The sequence below is a fragment of the Geobacter anodireducens genome (genome assembly GCA_001628815.1).
GTDB classification, from domain to species: Bacteria; Desulfobacterota; Desulfuromonadia; order Geobacterales; family Geobacteraceae; genus Geobacter; species Geobacter anodireducens.
Genome location: CP014963.1, coordinates 3,390,371 through 3,405,379, shown reverse-complemented (window position 1 = coordinate 3,405,379; position 15,009 = coordinate 3,390,371). Strand labels below are relative to the sequence as shown.

14 protein-coding genes and 1 pseudogene are annotated in these 15,009 nt (G+C 62.8%); 14 read left to right on the top strand and 1 reads right to left on the bottom strand.

The genetic code is table 11. The annotated features are described in order from the left end of the window. Positions 1-108: 108 nt before the first annotated feature. The 11 genes and pseudogenes from A2G06_15645 to A2G06_15595 all read left to right on the top strand — a co-directional run bounded on the left by A2G06_15645 (position 109) and on the right by A2G06_15595 (position 10,080). Complete coding sequence (locus A2G06_15645) at positions 109-1,362, top strand: diaminopimelate decarboxylase (GenBank protein ID ANA41431.1); 1,254 nt, start codon at positions 109-111, stop codon at positions 1,360-1,362. A 33-nt stretch (positions 1,363-1,395) separates the two neighbouring features. Further along, positions 1,396-2,268 carry a 4-hydroxy-tetrahydrodipicolinate synthase gene (locus A2G06_15640; GenBank protein ID ANA41430.1) on the top strand — a complete coding sequence of 291 codons (873 nt, stop codon included), beginning with the start codon at positions 1,396-1,398 and terminating at the stop codon, positions 2,266-2,268. A gap of 21 nt (positions 2,269-2,289) precedes the next feature. Next, positions 2,290-3,090, top strand: a complete 801-nt coding sequence (locus tag A2G06_15635; GenBank protein ID ANA41429.1) for a 4-hydroxy-tetrahydrodipicolinate reductase — start codon at positions 2,290-2,292, stop codon at positions 3,088-3,090. Positions 3,091-3,245: 155 nt separating this feature from the next. Beyond that, positions 3,246-4,478 carry an LL-diaminopimelate aminotransferase gene (locus A2G06_15630; protein ID ANA41428.1) on the top strand — a complete coding sequence of 411 codons (1,233 nt, stop codon included), beginning with the start codon at positions 3,246-3,248 and terminating at the stop codon, positions 4,476-4,478. A 121-nt stretch (positions 4,479-4,599) separates the two neighbouring features. Beyond that, complete coding sequence (locus tag A2G06_15625; GenBank protein ID ANA41427.1) at positions 4,600-4,887, top strand: hypothetical protein; 288 nt, start codon at positions 4,600-4,602, stop codon at positions 4,885-4,887. After that, positions 4,884-5,246, top strand: coding sequence for a hypothetical protein (locus tag A2G06_15620; protein ANA41426.1), 363 nt, complete (start codon positions 4,884-4,886; stop codon positions 5,244-5,246). The genes A2G06_15625 and A2G06_15620 overlap by 4 nt, the downstream gene beginning before the upstream one ends. Before the next feature lie 55 nt (positions 5,247-5,301). Beyond that, positions 5,302-6,126 (top strand): annotated as a pseudogene (locus A2G06_15615) (cell filamentation protein Fic). 121 nt (positions 6,127-6,247) lie between these two features. Further along, the gene (locus tag A2G06_15610) at positions 6,248-7,885 is read left to right on the top strand and encodes an ABC transporter ATP-binding protein (GenBank protein ANA41425.1); all 1,638 of its coding nucleotides are present in this window, start codon (positions 6,248-6,250) and stop codon (positions 7,883-7,885) included. A gap of 248 nt (positions 7,886-8,133) precedes the next feature. Then, positions 8,134-8,616, top strand: coding sequence for a transcription elongation factor GreAB (locus A2G06_15605; protein ANA41424.1), 483 nt, complete (start codon positions 8,134-8,136; stop codon positions 8,614-8,616). A gap of 20 nt (positions 8,617-8,636) precedes the next feature. Next, positions 8,637-9,092, top strand: coding sequence for a hypothetical protein (locus tag A2G06_15600; GenBank protein ID ANA41423.1), 456 nt, complete (start codon positions 8,637-8,639; stop codon positions 9,090-9,092). A 256-nt stretch (positions 9,093-9,348) separates the two neighbouring features. Next, a complete protein-coding gene (locus A2G06_15595; protein ID ANA41422.1) occupies positions 9,349-10,080 on the top strand; it encodes a cupin in 732 nt (243 codons plus the stop codon). 219 nt (positions 10,081-10,299) lie between these two features. On the opposite strand, the gene A2G06_15590 is transcribed toward A2G06_15595, so the two are convergent. Next, on the bottom strand, positions 10,300-11,862 hold the full coding sequence (locus A2G06_15590; protein ID ANA41421.1) for an acetyl-CoA hydrolase: 1,563 nt from the start codon (positions 11,860-11,862) through the stop codon (positions 10,300-10,302). Positions 11,863-12,094: 232 nt separating this feature from the next. Between A2G06_15590 and A2G06_15585 the strand changes: the two genes are divergently transcribed. The 3 genes from A2G06_15585 to A2G06_15575 all read left to right on the top strand — a co-directional run bounded on the left by A2G06_15585 (position 12,095) and on the right by A2G06_15575 (position 14,870). After that, positions 12,095-12,706 (top strand): TetR family transcriptional regulator, encoded by a 612-nt coding sequence (locus A2G06_15585; GenBank protein ID ANA41420.1) that lies wholly within the window; start codon positions 12,095-12,097, stop codon positions 12,704-12,706. 105 nt (positions 12,707-12,811) lie between these two features. Beyond that, positions 12,812-13,336, top strand: coding sequence for an acetyltransferase (locus A2G06_15580; protein ID ANA41419.1), 525 nt, complete (start codon positions 12,812-12,814; stop codon positions 13,334-13,336). A gap of 130 nt (positions 13,337-13,466) precedes the next feature. After that, positions 13,467-14,870 (top strand): hypothetical protein, encoded by a 1,404-nt coding sequence (locus A2G06_15575; protein ID ANA41418.1) that lies wholly within the window; start codon positions 13,467-13,469, stop codon positions 14,868-14,870. Positions 14,871-15,009: the final 139 nt, after the last annotated feature.

Sequence of the window (15,009 nt, the reverse complement as noted above, 5' to 3'; positions counted from 1 at the left end):
CCGGGCGATAAGCCGCTAATCTTTTGACTTTTTCGGTCTTGCATGTTAAAAATGTCCACTTTTGTTTACAGCGTGACGATTATTCACTTTTCATAAACGGAGGACATCATGAATCACTTTCAGTACAAAGGGAACGAGCTCCACGCCGAGGAGGTTCCGCTCAAGGAGATCGTGGCCCGGGTAGGCAGCCCGGTCTATGTCTATTCCCACGCCACCCTGACCCGGCACTTCACTGCCTTTGACGAGGCCTTTGCCGGCGTCCCCCACACCATCTGCTACTCGGTCAAGGCCAACTCCACCCAGGCAGTGCTCAGGACCTTCATCACCCTGGGCGGCGGCGCCGACATCGTTTCCGGCGGCGAGCTCTACCGCGCCCTCCAGGCCGGCGTGGACCCGAAAAAGGTGGTCTATTCCGGCGTAGGCAAGAAGGACGACGAGATCGAGTACGCCCTGAACACCGGCATCCTCATGTTCAACGTGGAGTCGGAGCAGGAGCTGACCCGCATCTCCGAGATCGCCTCCCGCATGGGCAAGAAGGCGGGCATCGCCATCCGGGTCAACCCCGACGTGGACCCCCAGACCCATCCCTACATCACCACGGGCCTCAAGAACGCCAAGTTCGGCATCACCATTGACCGGGCCATGACCGAATACGCCCGCGCCAAGACGCTCCCCGGCATCGACGTGATCGGCATCGACATGCACATCGGCTCCCAGCTGACCAAGGTCACTCCCTTCGTGGACTCCATCGAGAAGCTGAAGGCGATGATCGCCAACCTGCGCGGCCAGGGGATCGACCTGCAGTACTTCGACTGCGGCGGCGGCCTGGGGATCCAGTACAGCACCGAAGAGCCGCCGCTCCCCGCCGACTACGGCAAGGAGATCGTCGCGGCCACCAAGGAGCTGGGCATGCACCTGCTCTTCGAGCCGGGCCGCAACATCGTGGGCAACGCCGGCATCCTGGTGGCCACGTGCCTCTTCACCAAAGAGCGTGACGAGAAGAACTTCATCATGATCGACGCCGGCATGAACGACCTGGCCCGTCCGGCCCTCTACGGCTCCTTCCACGGCGTGCAGCCGGTGGTCAAGGACCAGGACGGCATGATCGTGGCCGACATCGTGGGTCCCATCTGCGAGTCGGGCGACTTCCTGGTGAAGGACCGGGAGGTACCCATGTTCCGCCAGGGCGATCTGATGGCCTTCATGTCGGCCGGCGCCTACGGCTTCGCCATGAGCAGCACCTACAACAGCCGTCCCCGGGTGGCCGAGGTGATGGTCAAGGGGAACCAGTTCGAAGTGGTCCGCGAGCGGGAGACGGTGGAAGACCTGATCCGGGGCGAGCGGGTGCCGTCGTTCCTGTAACGAAAGACAACCCCAGAGAGGGAGGATACGGATATGTTCAAGGGAAGCATTGTCGCCATCGTCACCCCGTTCGCCAACGGCGCGGTGGACCAGGAGAAACTGCGGGAACTCGTGGAGTTCCAGATCACCAACGGCACCGACGCCATCGTTCCGTGCGGCACCACCGGCGAATCATCGACGCTGGACTATGACGAGCACATGGATGTGGTGAAGATCGTCATCGACCAGGTGAACAAGCGGGTCCCGGTCATCGCCGGCACCGGCTCCAATTCCACCGCCGAGGCCATCGAGCTCTCCCGCAAGGCCAAGGATGCCGGGGCAGACGGCGTGCTGCTGGTCACCCCCTACTACAACAAGCCGACCCAGGAGGGGCTCGTCCGCCACTACACCGCCATCGCCGATGCCGTGGCAATCCCCCAGATCCTCTACAACGTACCGGGCCGCACCGGGGTCAACATGCTCCCCGACACCGTGGCGCGACTGGCGCCCCACAAGAACATCGTCGCCATCAAGGAGGCCACCGGCTCGCTCCAGCAGGCCTCGGAGATCCTGGCCCTCTGCGGCGACCAGATCGATGTCCTCTCGGGCGACGACTTCATCACCTTCCCCATGATGGCCTGTGGCGCCAAGGGGGTCATCTCGGTGCTGGCCAACATCATGCCCAAGGCCGTGGCCGACCTGACCGACGCCTTCTTTGCCGGTGACCTGGAGACGGCGCGCCGGCTCCACCTGAACACCCTCAAGATCAGCAACGCCATGTTCATAGAGTCGAACCCGATCCCGGTGAAGACGGCGCTGGGCCTCATGGGCAAGTGCTCCGACGAGGTCCGCCTCCCGCTCTGCCCCATGTCTGAGGGGAACAAGGCGAAGCTGGCTGCCATCATGAAAGAGTACCAGTTGATTTAACGCGCGAACTGCGAGGTTGATATGACCAAGATAGCTGTCTGCGGCGCCGCCGGGCGCATGGGCCAGAGGATCATCGTTGCCGCCAGGGAGGCGGGCTGCACCGTCTCCGGCGCCCTGGAGCGGCCGGGCCACGAGATGGTCGGGCAGGATGCTGGCCTCATCGCCGGCTGCGGCGCCCTGGGCATCGCCATTTCCGACGACCTCAACGCCGTCGTCGAAGGGTGCGACGTCCTCATCGACTTCACCACCCCCAAGGTTTCCCTCAAGAACCTGGAGGTCTGCGCCCTCAAGAAAAAGTCCATCGTCATCGGCTCCACCGGCTTCACCCCCGAGGAGCGCGCCCTGGCCGTGGAACTGGCCCGGGATATCCCGGCGGTGCTGGCCCCCAACATGAGCGTCGGGGTCAACGTCTGCTTCAAGATTCTCAAGGACGTGGCCAAGACCCTGGGCGACGACTTCGACGTGGAGATCGTCGAGCTGCACCACAACAAGAAAAAGGACGCCCCCAGCGGCACCGCCGTCCGCATGGGCGAGGTGGTGGCCGAGGCCCTGGGCCGCGACTACAACAAGGTGGCCACCTACCACCGCGAGGGAATCTGCGGCGAACGGACCAAGGAAGAGATCGGCATGCAGACCGTGCGCGGCGGCGACATCGTCGGCGAGCACACCGTCTACTTCATCGGCATGGGCGAGCGGATCGAGATCTCCCACCGGGCCATGACCCGCGACATGTTCTCCCGCGGCTCCGTCCGGGCCGCCCAGTGGGTGGTGGGGAAGCAGCCGGGCCTCTACGACATGCAGGACGTCCTGGGCCTTAAATAAACGACAGCGGCAACGCCCGTTCGCTTTACTCACTCAAGGCGCCAAGACGCAAAGAAGATCAGCACCGGCTCGACCCGTCTAGCCCCTTGTTTTCTTTGCGTCTTCGCGTCTTTGCGTTATCTGTTCGAAACGAACTACATCCTGGAGGTTTTCCCGTGGCAAAGATCAACGACAACTACCTGAAACTCAAGGCCGGCTACCTCTTCCCGGAGATCGGTCGCCGCGTGCGGGAGTTTGCCGCCGCCAACCCCGACGCCAAGGTCATCCGCCTCGGCATCGGCGACGTGACCCGCCCCCTGGCCCCGGCCGTGATCAAGGCGTTCCACGAGGCCGTGGACGACCTGGCCACCACCGAGAACTTCGCTGGGTACGGTCCGGAGCAGGGGTATGACTGGCTGATCAACGCCATCATCGAGAAGTCCTACAAGCCCCTGGGCGTGGACCTTAAGACCGAGGAGATGTTCATCTCCGACGGCTCCAAGTGCGACTGCGCCAACATCCTGGACATCTTCGCCCTGGACAACGTGGTCGCCATCGGCGACCCGGTCTACCCGGTCTACAACGACACCAATGTCATGATCGGCCGCACCGGCGAGGCCGACGACAAGGGCTACTACAAGGGCATCGTCTACATGCCCTGCACCGAGGAGAACGGCTTCATCCCATCCCTCCCGACGGAGAAGGTGGACATCATCTACCTCTGCTTCCCCAACAACCCCACCGGCACCGTGGCCACCAAGGCCGAGCTGAAGAAGTGGGTCGACTACGCCATTGCCAGCGACGCCGTCATCTTCTTCGACGCCGCCTACGAGGCCTTTATCACCGATCCCGCCATCCCCCACTCCATCTACGAGATCGAAGGGGCCAAGAAGTGCGCCATCGAATTCCGCTCCTTCTCCAAGACCGCCGGCTTCACCGGCGTCCGCTGCGGCCTCGTGGTCGTGCCGGAAGAGGTCATGGGGACCACGCCGACGGGCGAGCGGTACAGCTTCAACAAGCTCTGGCTGCGCCGCACCACCACCAAGTTCAACGGCGCCTCCTACCCGGTCCAGAAGGCCGCCGCCGCGGTCTACTCCGACGAGGGGTGGCAGCAGAACAAAGAGATCATCGACTACTACATGGAGAATGCCCGGATCATCCGCGAAGGGCTCGCCGCCGCCGGCCTTACCGTCTACGGCGGGGTCAACGCCCCCTACATCTGGCTCAAGACTCCGGGCGGCATGAGCTCCTGGGACTTCTTCGACAAGCTGCTGAAAGAGTGCAACGTGGTCGGCACCCCCGGCTCCGGTTTCGGCCCCAGCGGCGAAGGGTTCTTCCGGCTGTCGGCCTTCGGCCACCGGGAGAATGTGATTGAGGCGGTGGAGAGGATAAAGAAGAATTTGAAGTAGAATAACGAAGGGCGGCCGATGAGGTCGCCCTTCGTTATTCTACTTCTTGCCGGTGAGATTCCCCTGTTGACGCGGATGTGAATTGTGTTATCTAATAACATATGTTTCGGGAGGTAAGACTGTGGGGGCAACGCTTGTTCTCAGGAACAAGAAAGTCAGAGAAGGGCTCATCATCGAATTGGTGGTCTGGATACTCGATGCCCCCGTAGATGGTTGCAGCCACCGATTTAAGTACCGTCTTTTCTGCGGCGTCCTGGAAACCGGTTCATGTATGGTCAGGTACGACAACGAACGGGGAAAGGGCGACCACCGGCATGTCGTTGATGGCGAACAGCCGTACGTTTTTACCAGTCTGGAGAAGTTGTTCGCTGACTTTGAAGGGGATGTCAGGGAGGTGTTGAAAAAATGAAACGGGACATCAAGATAGGAATCAAGTCCGACGACGAATTCTTTTCCGAGGCACGGGATTTAGCTCGCAGCATCGACAATGGATGGCGGCCGGAGCAGCCGGTGGAACGCCTCTACTTCGAGGATCTCCCCACGCTGCTCAAATACCTCACTCCGAAACGGTTCGAACTGCTCAATACCCTGCACGCCATGGGTCATGTGAGCATCAACGCCTTGGCGAAGAAACTCCACCGGCAGTACCGCAACGTCTTTGATGACGTGAAGACCCTGGAGCGGCTGGGACTGGTGGAGAAGGATGAAGAGAGCCGGTTCTTCGTCCCTTGGGACGAGATTGATGCTACCTTTCGTCTGGCGGCGTAAGGGAATTAAGTAAACTGTCCCCGGAACTCGCGCAAACTGTCCCCGGAACTCGCGCAATTATGTGGATGCCATGAATTACGGCCTGGAGCGGTTGCAAGAGCTGCCCCTGAGTCTGCGGCTGATCAAAGAGATTCATGCCCGGCTGATGGCCGGCATCAGTGGGGGGCACAAGAGTCCTGGCGAGTTCCGGACGTCCCAGAACTGGATCGGTGGCACAAGGCCGGGTAATGCCGCCTTCGTGCCGCCGCCGGCCAATGAAGTAGTTACCTGTCTGGGCGACTTGGAGAATTTTCTGCACGATGAGTCAGTCCCGCCGCTGCTCAAGGCTGGCCTGGCCCATGCCCAGTTTGAGACCATCCACCCGTTTCTGGACGGCAACGGCAGAATGGGGCGGCTGTTGACAGCCTTTATTCTCTGCTATGATCAGGTACTGGAAAAGCCACTGCTCTACTTGAGTCTCTTTTTCAAAAAGCACCGCCAGGAGTACTACGAGCGGCTCAACGCGGTCCGGCGAGACGGCGACTGGGAGGGGTGGATCAAGTACTACCTGCAGGGGGTATACGAGATATCGAAACAGGCGACCGATGCCGCCAAAGCGATCATGGACCTGATGGCGCGGGACAGACAGAAGGTAACCGGCCTGGGCAAAGCAGCACCAACAGCGTTGGCTCTTCTGGAGATGCTCTATCGCAAGCCCTACGTCACCATTCCGTACGTGGCGCGGGAACTCAGAATCAGCTCCCCGGCAGCAGGTAAGGCAGTGAACAATCTTGCGGCACTCGGCATTCTGACCGAGGTGAGCGGCAAGAAGCGCGATCGGGTGTTCCTGCACGAATCCTACCTGTCCATCATCCGGGAAGGGACTGAGCTATACCGGTAGGTGAAAGAAAAAAAGGTAGTCATTGCCCGGCCAAGGCATAGTATGCTATAGCTAAAGTGCACCTGAACCGCAGGGAGACCCCCTGCGGTTTTCTTTTGGCAGCAGAAAGAGAGAGTTCATCATGATAAGTACCAACAACATCAGCTTGGCCTACGGCAAGCGGGTCATCTTCAAGGACGTGAACATCAAGTTCGTGCCCGGCAACTGCTACGGCCTGATCGGCGCCAACGGCGCCGGCAAGTCCACCTTCCTCAAGATTCTGGCGGGGCTGTCCGAGCCCGATTCCGGCACGGTCAGCGTCGGCCCGCGCGAGCGGATTTCCTTTCTGAAGCAGGACCAGTTCGCCTTTGACGAGCACACGGTCTTCAACACCGTCATCATGGGCAATCCCCGGCTGTACGAGGTGATGCACGAGCGCGAGGCGATCTACGCCAAGGCCGAGTTCACCGAGGAGGACGGCATCCGCTCCGCCGAGCTGGAGGCCGAGTTCGCCGAGATGGACGGCTACGAGGCGGAGTCCGAGGCGGCGGTGCTGCTGAACGGTCTGGGAATCCCGGAAGAGCTGCGCCACAAGCAGATGAAGGAGCTGGAGGGGGGCGAGAAGGTGCGGGTGCTGCTGGCCCAGGCGCTGTTCGGCAACCCTGATGTACTGCTCCTGGACGAGCCCACCAACCACCTGGACCTGAAGACCATCGCCTGGCTGGAGGATTTCCTGGCCCGGTTCAACAACACGGTGATCGTGGTCTCCCACGACCGGCATTTCCTCAACCAGGTCTGCACCCATGTGGCGGACATCGACTTCGGCCGCATCCAGGTCTATGTGGGCAACTACGATTTCTGGTACCAGGCCAGCCAGCTGACCCTGAAGCAGAAGCAGGACGAGAGCCGGAAAATCGCCGACAAGGCGGCCGAGCTGAAGGAGTTCATCCAGCGCTTCAGCTCCAACGCCTCCAAGGCCAAGCAGGCCACCTCCCGCAAGAAGCTGCTGGAGAAGCTGACCGTGGAGGAGATGCCGGTGTCGTCCCGCAAGTACCCCTACGTGGTTTTCAAGCCGGAGCGCCCCTGCGGCGACGTCATCCTGGAGATCAGCGGCCTCTCCAAGGAGATCGACGGGGTCCAGGTGTTCAAGGACCTGGACCTGATCGTGGGGAAAGGGGACAAGATCGCCTTTGTGGGCGCCAACAGCCTGGCCAAGACCACCCTGTTCCAGATCCTGGCCGGCGAGCTGGAGCCGGACGCGGGCACGTTCCGCTGGGGGGTGACCATCACCAGCGCCTATTTCCCCAAGGAGAACGGCAGCTATTTTGACAACGATCTGAACCTGATCGAGTGGCTGGGCCAGTTTGCTCCGCCGACGGAAGGGGAGAGCTTTGCCCGGGGCTTCCTCGGTAGGATGCTCTTCTCCGGCGACGAGGCCACCAAGAAGGCGTCGGTCCTTTCCGGCGGCGAGCGGGTCCGCTGCATGCTGGCGCGGATGATGCTGTTGGGCGCCAATGCCCTGGTGCTGGACGAGCCCACCAACCACCTGGACCTGGAGTCGATCACCGCCCTGAACAACGGCCTGATCGCCTTCAGCGAGGTGGTGCTCTTTGCCTCCCACGACCACGAGTTCGTCAACACCCTGGCCAACCGGATCGTGGAGTTCACCCCCGGCGGGATCATTGACCGGAAGATGACCTTCGACGACTACCTGGAGAGCGCCGAGGTGGCCGAGGAACGGGATCGGCTCTGCCAGGGGCACTGCGACCTGACGCTCTAGCAGGTTGTTGAACAACAGCCGGCTCGCCGCCGTCCTCGAAAGCCGCCTTGTGCGGCGTAGCGTTGCTACTCCTCTGCGGGGCTTTCTGTGGGTGCGACGATCTGACTATGTTTGAACAGCCTGAGTTTTCAAAAGCCTCCGAGGCGGATCCAGGGGGAATTCAAACGGCGGCCAACCACCCGGCAAACTCCCCGGTTGGCCGCCAAGCCGCTGCTTGACGGTACATCTTTCCGCGGAACACACTGCATATGACCAAACAGCACCTCGTTGCCACGATTATTGCCCGGCTAGAGGCCGATCTGGCCTTGTTCACCGCTGCGGCCCTCCATGCCCATGCCGCTGCTACCCATGAAGAGTGTCAGCCGGACAACAAGTACGATACCACTGCGCTGGAGGCATCCTATGTCGCCCAGGGCCAGGCCAACCGGGCACAGGAGATCCGCCAGAGCCTGGAGGCGTACCGCTCGCTGGAACTGCAGGAGTTCGACGCCGGTGCGCCGGTGCGCTTGAGCGCCCTGGTGACTCTGGAGGACGAGGCGGGCAGGACGCGGCGGCTGTTCATCGGCCCCCAGGCCGGCGGGATGAAGCTGGCCGACCCGGCGGGCGAGATTGTGGTCATTACCCCTGCTTCTCCCCTGGGGAACAGGCTGCTCGGTCTTGCGGCGGGCGATGAAGTGCAGGGGGTAGACGCCGGCAAGGGGAAGCTTTACACCATCGTGGCTGTTACCTGAGAAGAATCGTTGGGAGCAGTATGAAGATCTGGATCGATGCCGATGCCTGCCCGCGGGCAGTGAAAGAAATCCTCTTCCGGGCCTCGACCCGGCTGCGGGTGCCGCTCTGCCTGGTGGCCAACAGGAGCCTCGCCAAGCATGCCGGCCCGCTGGTGGAGAGCGTGGTGGTGGCCGATGGCTTCGACGTGGCAGACGATTACATCGCTGAGCACGCCGCCCCGACCGACCTGGTGGTCACCGCCGACGTGCCGCTGGCCGCCCGGATCGTGGCCAAGGGGGGCGTGGCGCTCGACCCGCGCGGCGAGCTGTACAGCGAGGAGTCCATCGGCGAGCGGCTGGCCATGCGCGATCTGCTGAGCGAGCTGCGCGACACCGGCATGATCCAGGGGGGCGGCCCGGCGCCGTTCAGCATGAGCGACCGCAACCGCTTTGCGTCGGCCCTGGACAGCCTGCTGCATCGCATGCTCAGACGCTAGTCTGTTGCCACGTCTCAGGGGATTCACAATTCCATGCTTCATTCACAAGGCGGCCGAAGGGCCGCCGTTGTTGTTTTCGGACGAAGGGGGGCGTGCACAGGGCCTCAAGGGGGCAGCCAGGCTCCAACTGTTCGGGAATGCAGAGGACAGGCGTACGACTGCTTGAGCAGGTTTTGCAAAAGTATGGCATGATGCGTTCGATCGTACCGCGATTACACTACAACCGTTTCTGCCGCCCAGAGAGGAGGACGTTTCCATGTACCAAGAACCGGCGCCGGGGCTCTACCGGCACTACAAGGGGGGTGAGTACCGGGTGGTCGGCACGGCCCGCCACAGCGAGACGGACGAGCCCATGGTGGTCTACCGGTGCCTCTACGACAACGATTCCCTCTGGGTACGGCCGCTGGCGATGTTCCTGGGAACGGTGGCCGTGGACGGCACCGAACTTCCCCGCTTCAGCCTTGTGGCCCGCGACCGCGCCGGCGGACCGGTAGCCACGGAGCTGATTGCCGGCCTCGGCCTGGAGCGCCATCCGGAGGGTGGCTGGTACCGGGAAACCTACCGGGCGGCCGGGACCATTCCCGGCACGCTTCTGCCGGGACAGGTCGGCGGCGAGCGCTCCTTTTCGACCGCCATCTACTTTTTGCTGGAGCGGGGCGATATCTCGGCCCTGCACCGGATCAGGTCCGACGAATTGTGGCACTTCCATGCCGGGGCGCCCCTGATCGTGCATGTGATCACCCCGGCGGGCAGCAGCTATGCCCTGACGTTGGGGAGCGATCCGGCGGCAGGGGAAGCGTTTCAGGCGGTGGTGCCGGCGGGGTGCTGGTTCGGCGCCGAGACCACGGGCGATTATTCCCTGGTGGGGTGCACCGTGGCCCCTGGTTTCGATTTTGCCGATTTCGAGATGGGGAACCGCGTCGATCTGCTCGGCCGATTCCCGGCCCATGCCGACATCATCCGGCGGCTGACCAGGGACGGGGACTGAAGGGGCTGCGAAATTCCGGGCACGGCATCGAGAACCAAAGGGGGGGGAGGTGGAGTGCTCTTCGCGGAAGCCGCCGCGAGGGAAACCTGAGGCACGCTCCACATCTCCGGCACGTTCTTTCGAAGTCCTCGGCAACCGGCCCGCCGTTTTCTGCCACCGTGATACGCAAACGGCGGCCCGGGGGCCGCCGTTGTCACATCCATATCTGCTTTCAGCCAACTAGATATCCCAGCTATCAATCTTCATTGTTCCGTTCTTGGCCAGGTTCACCTGCATCTTGAACACCCGGTCCAGCAACTGGGGCTCATGCCCCGCCTTGCGGGCCATGCAGTCCCTGGTGGCCATCTCCAGGTACTCGGTGAGGAGGGGCTTGTAGTCCGGGTGGGCGCACTTGGCGATGATCTCACGGGCGCGGTCTTTGGGGGCCAGGCCCCGCAGATCGGCCAGGCCCTGCTCGGTGACCAGCACGTCAAGGTCGTGCTCGGTATGGTCCACGTGCGGGACGTGGGGCACGACGCAGGTGATGCCGGTGGGGTCGGTCTTGGTGGGGCGCGCCGACGGGGTGTGCATGATGGAGAGGTAGGCGTTGCGCAGGAAGTCGCCGGAGCCGCCGATGCCGTTGATCATGCGCGTGCCGCCGACCAGGGTGGAGTTGGCGTGGGCGTAGATGTCGAACTCCACGGGGGTGTTCATGGCAATGCATCCCAGTCGCCGGATCGGCTCCGGGTGGTTGGCGATGGAAAGGGGGCGCATGATGACCTTGTCGCTGTACTTGTCCCAGTCGCCGTAGAAGCGCTTGAAGCCGTCCACGGAGAAGGAGAGGGAGACGGTGGAGGCGAAATCGAGCTTGCCGGAGTCGAAGAGGTCAAGCATGGTGTCCTGCAGTACCTCGGTCCAGACCCGCAGGCCCGAGAAGGGGCCCTTGGCCAGACCGCCGATGACGGCGTTGGCAATGGAGCCGACGCCGGACTGGAGCGGCAGCAGGTTCTTGGGGAGGCGCCCCGCCTTCACCTCGGCCTGGAAGAAGTCCAGGATGTTGTTGGCAATGGCCTCGGAGGTGTCGTCCTGCTCGGCAAAGGCGCGGCCGTTGTCCGGATGGGTGGACTCGACGATGGCGACGATCTTGTCGGTATCGACGCGGACGTAGGGGGAGCCGGCCCGGTCATCCACCCGGCTGATGAGGTAGGGGAGCCGGTTGGGGGGGCTGACGGGTTCGATGATGTCGTGCAGACCTTCATAGTTGGGGATGGCGGTGTTGATCTCGATGATGATCTTGTCGGCGATCTGGACGATCTCGGGCACGGCGCCGCAGGAGGCGGTCAGCACCAGGCCGCCGTTCTCGGTGATGGCGGAGCACTCGATGATGGCCAGATCCAGCCGGCCGCCGTTCTCCTTGGTGTAGAAGCCGTACCCCAGATCCTGGGCGAACATGGAGAGGTGGCGGTCACCCATGCGGATGCGGCCGGAGTTGATGCCGGCCTGGATGTTCTTGCCGGTCTGGTAGGGCCAGCGGCGGTCGATCATGTCCAGGGAGGCCCAGCGGTCTTCCGTCTCGACGCCCACGGAGGCGCCGATGAAGAGGTTGAAGCGCAGCTTTCCCTGTAGCCCGTTCTTCTCCACATGGTCCGCCAGGGCGATGGGTACCGCCTTGGGGTAGCCGGCGGGGGTGAAGCCCGACCAGCCCAGGTTCATGCCGTCCCGGAAGAGGGGGATGACCTCTTCTACCGTCCTGATCCGCTCATGGAGATTCGTTTTCCTGATCCTTCTGTGCAATTCCGACACGGTTCCCTTCCTCCTCACCCTGCAGTGTGTTGTCCGTGGCGCCGCGTCGGCGGTGCCGCCGGTGAACGCAGTCGCCCGACAAGATCGAACGTTCGTTCGATTGTATCATAGCAACAGCATTATCGAGGGTGCAACAATATTCGGTAGACGGTATGTATGGTTGGATTGGGTTTGGCTTTCGGCTGCGGCTTTGATACTCTTTGTTCCTGATAATGGAAGGGGGCGGAACGGAATGACCAGAGCGGACTGTCGCAGCAGGCTGATGGAGGTGGCAACGGAGCTCTTCGCCCAGAAGGGGTTCTACGGCGTCAGCATCCGGGAGCTCGCCCAGGCCGCCGGCGCCAGCATCTCCATGATTTCCTACCACTTCGGCGGCAAGGAGGGGCTCTACGCGGCGGTTCTCCAGGAGCAGTTCGCCTGCTTCGGCCAGTTGAACGACATCCGGGGCCAGGCGGGGGATCCCCTGGCGGTCATGGCGGCCTACCTCCGCTGGACCATCCAGCGCCACCGGAACAATCCCCAACTCCTCCGCTTCTACACCAGTGAGCTCACCAACCCAACCCCCTGCTTCGCCGCCATCGTTTCCCCCGCCATCGCCTCCGTGATCCGCCTGCTGGCGGAGAGCATCGAGGCGGGGATGGCGCGCGGCCTCTTTCGCCGGGACCTCCACGCCGTCAACAGCGCCTTGGCCCTGGCGGGGATGGTCAACTATTTCTTCCTCAGCACCCTGGCCACGGAGGAGCTCACCAGCCACTCTCCGGACCAGGACGAGGAACTGATCCGCCAGTACGTTGCCATCTTTACCCGGGGGATCATGGCCGACGGCGGGGTCGCGCCGGCATAGACCCGCCGCCGTCACTGCCGTGTCATCCGGCACCCGGCCCGCCCCTGCTGTTTTGAATGCCGGGACAAGGCCGCCGCAAAGCGCGGCGGCGAATAAAGGATAGAAATGAAGATTCAGAAACCGGCCGTCGAGGCCCGTCCCAAGATTTACGCGCTTCTGCGCAGCTCCTTTCCCGGCAGCGATTACGAAGCCGCGCTGGTGCAGAAGCTCCACGAAAACGACAGGTTCATCCACGAATGGGCCTGCATCATCGGCGGCAAGGTCATTGCCTACATCGCCTTTACCAATGCCTACCATGGCCGCGACGTCTGCGGCCTGCACCTGGCCCCCATGGCCGTGGCCCCGGAATTCCAGGGACGCGGGGTGGGGCTGGAGCTGCTCAGGTTCGCCCTGCGCCAGGAGGCCATCAACAGCCAGACCCTCTTCGTTCTGGGCGAACCCGCCTATTACGGCCGGTTCGGCTTCGAATCGTGCAGCACGCCCATCTGTCCCTTTGACAAGAACAACGAGCACTTCCTGAGCATGCGCAACACGGCCACCAACAGTTTCGTGGTGGGTTATGAGCCCGAATTTACCACCGTCGCACCGTCGACCGGTACTCCCAAAAGCAAGAAACGGGGGAAACGGTGAGCGTTAGGATTGGTAGCTTTGGGGTCCCGCAGTTGTCTGACCTGAATCAAAAGAAAGCCATGCGGCTGCCCTTTTTGTGGTATACCTACCAGGTGCGGCCCTGCCGCCAGTTCTCCGGGCGAGGTAAGTCATGAAACCACACCGTATTGCCGTCCTGTTCGCGGCCCTTTCCCTTGCCGTTCCGTGCGCAGCCGCTCCCGTCGTCTCCACCGGAGCCGACCAGCGCGGGGTTTCTCTCACCATCTACAATCAGAACCTGGGTCTCGTGAAGGATCGGCGTGAGATCAGGCTCCCCAAGGGGAGCGGCGAGCTCCGCTTCATGGACGTGGCTGCCCAGGTGATTCCCTCCAGCGTTTCCATGGCTGCGCCTGAGGGCGACGGAATCCGGGTCCTGGAGCAGAACTACGAGTATGATCTCCTGTCCCCCCAGAAGCTCATGGACAAGTACGTGGGGCGGGAGGTGAAGCTCTACCAGAAGAATCCCACCACCGAGCGGGAAGAAGTGGTCGCGGCCACGCTTCTCTCCACCACGGGGGGGCCGGTCTTCCGGATCGGCGACGAGATTACTTTTGGCCACCCGGGGCGAATCATCTTTCCCGGCGTTCCCGACGATCTCATTGCCCGGCCGACCCTGGTCTGGCTCCTGGAGAGCGGCCGGGAGGCGGCGCGGCAGGTGGAGGCCACCTACCTGACCAACGGCATCACCTGGCGGGCCGATTACGTGGTGACCCTGGCCGAGAAGGACGACCGGGCCGATCTGGCCGGCTGGGTCACCATTGACAACCGCAGCGGCGCCACCTACCGGAATGCCGCCCTGAAGCTCGTGGCCGGCGACATCAACCGGGTGCGGGAGGACGAAGGGCGTGCCAAGATGATGCGGGCCGAGGCCATGGCCGCCGCACCCGCCTTCCGGGAGGAGAGTTTCTTCGAATACCATCTCTACACTCTCCAGCGCCCTTCCACCATCAAGGACAACCAGACCAAGCAGATCAGCCTCGTCACGGCTGCGGGGATTCCGGTCCGCAAGGAATTCCTCCTGCGGGGCGAAAGCTACTTTTTCCACGGCCCGGCCGGCGAGCCCCGGAAGGAAAAGGTGGCGGTCTACACCGAGTTCGGCAACCGGCGGGAAAGCGGGCTCGGCATGCCGCTCCCCCGGGGGGTGGTGCGGGTCTACAAGCGTGATGGGGACGGGAGCCTTCAGTTCGTGGGCGAGGACAGCATCGACCACACCCCGGAGAAGGAAACGGTGCGGGTGAAACTGGGCGACGCCTTCGACGTGGTGGCTGAGCGGCGCCAGACCGAATGGCGCAAGACGGCGTCCGACACCTATGAGGCTGCCTTTGAGGTCACGCTGCGCAACCACAAGGCTGAGGATATAACCGTTCGGGTGGTGGAACCGGTGCCGGGGGACTGGCGGATTCTCACCTCGTCGCTCACGCCGGCCGGCGGGGATGCCCGGGCCGCCGAGTTCCTGGTGCCGGTGCCGAAGGATGGGGAGACAAAACTCGTCTACCGGGTGAGGATGCGGTACTGATCCGGTTGAACCGGGGAGGGGTAAACGGGAACGGGGCGTCGGAATTCAGCATTCCGGCGCCCCGTTTTTCGTGGTGCCCTGTTTCGAAAGCATGTCGTCCAGTGTTTCGATCGGCTAGTCCCGGGAACGGGCCCCTCGA

Coding starts and splice junctions, on each gene's coding strand:
- A2G06_15635 (ANA41429.1), top strand. CDS start 2,290: ATGACCAAGATAGCTGTCTGCGGCGCCGCCGGGCGCATGGGCCAGAGG.
- A2G06_15645 (ANA41431.1), top strand. CDS start 109: ATGAATCACTTTCAGTACAAAGGGAACGAGCTCCACGCCGAGGAGGTT.
- A2G06_15585 (ANA41420.1), top strand. CDS start 12,095: ATGACCAGAGCGGACTGTCGCAGCAGGCTGATGGAGGTGGCAACGGAG.
- A2G06_15575 (ANA41418.1), top strand. CDS start 13,467: ATGAAACCACACCGTATTGCCGTCCTGTTCGCGGCCCTTTCCCTTGCC.
- A2G06_15620 (ANA41426.1), top strand. CDS start 4,884: ATGAAACGGGACATCAAGATAGGAATCAAGTCCGACGACGAATTCTTT.
- A2G06_15600 (ANA41423.1), top strand. CDS start 8,637: ATGAAGATCTGGATCGATGCCGATGCCTGCCCGCGGGCAGTGAAAGAA.
- A2G06_15610 (ANA41425.1), top strand. CDS start 6,248: ATGATAAGTACCAACAACATCAGCTTGGCCTACGGCAAGCGGGTCATC.
- A2G06_15605 (ANA41424.1), top strand. CDS start 8,134: ATGACCAAACAGCACCTCGTTGCCACGATTATTGCCCGGCTAGAGGCC.
- A2G06_15595 (ANA41422.1), top strand. CDS start 9,349: ATGTACCAAGAACCGGCGCCGGGGCTCTACCGGCACTACAAGGGGGGT.
- A2G06_15640 (ANA41430.1), top strand. CDS start 1,396: ATGTTCAAGGGAAGCATTGTCGCCATCGTCACCCCGTTCGCCAACGGC.
- A2G06_15580 (ANA41419.1), top strand. CDS start 12,812: ATGAAGATTCAGAAACCGGCCGTCGAGGCCCGTCCCAAGATTTACGCG.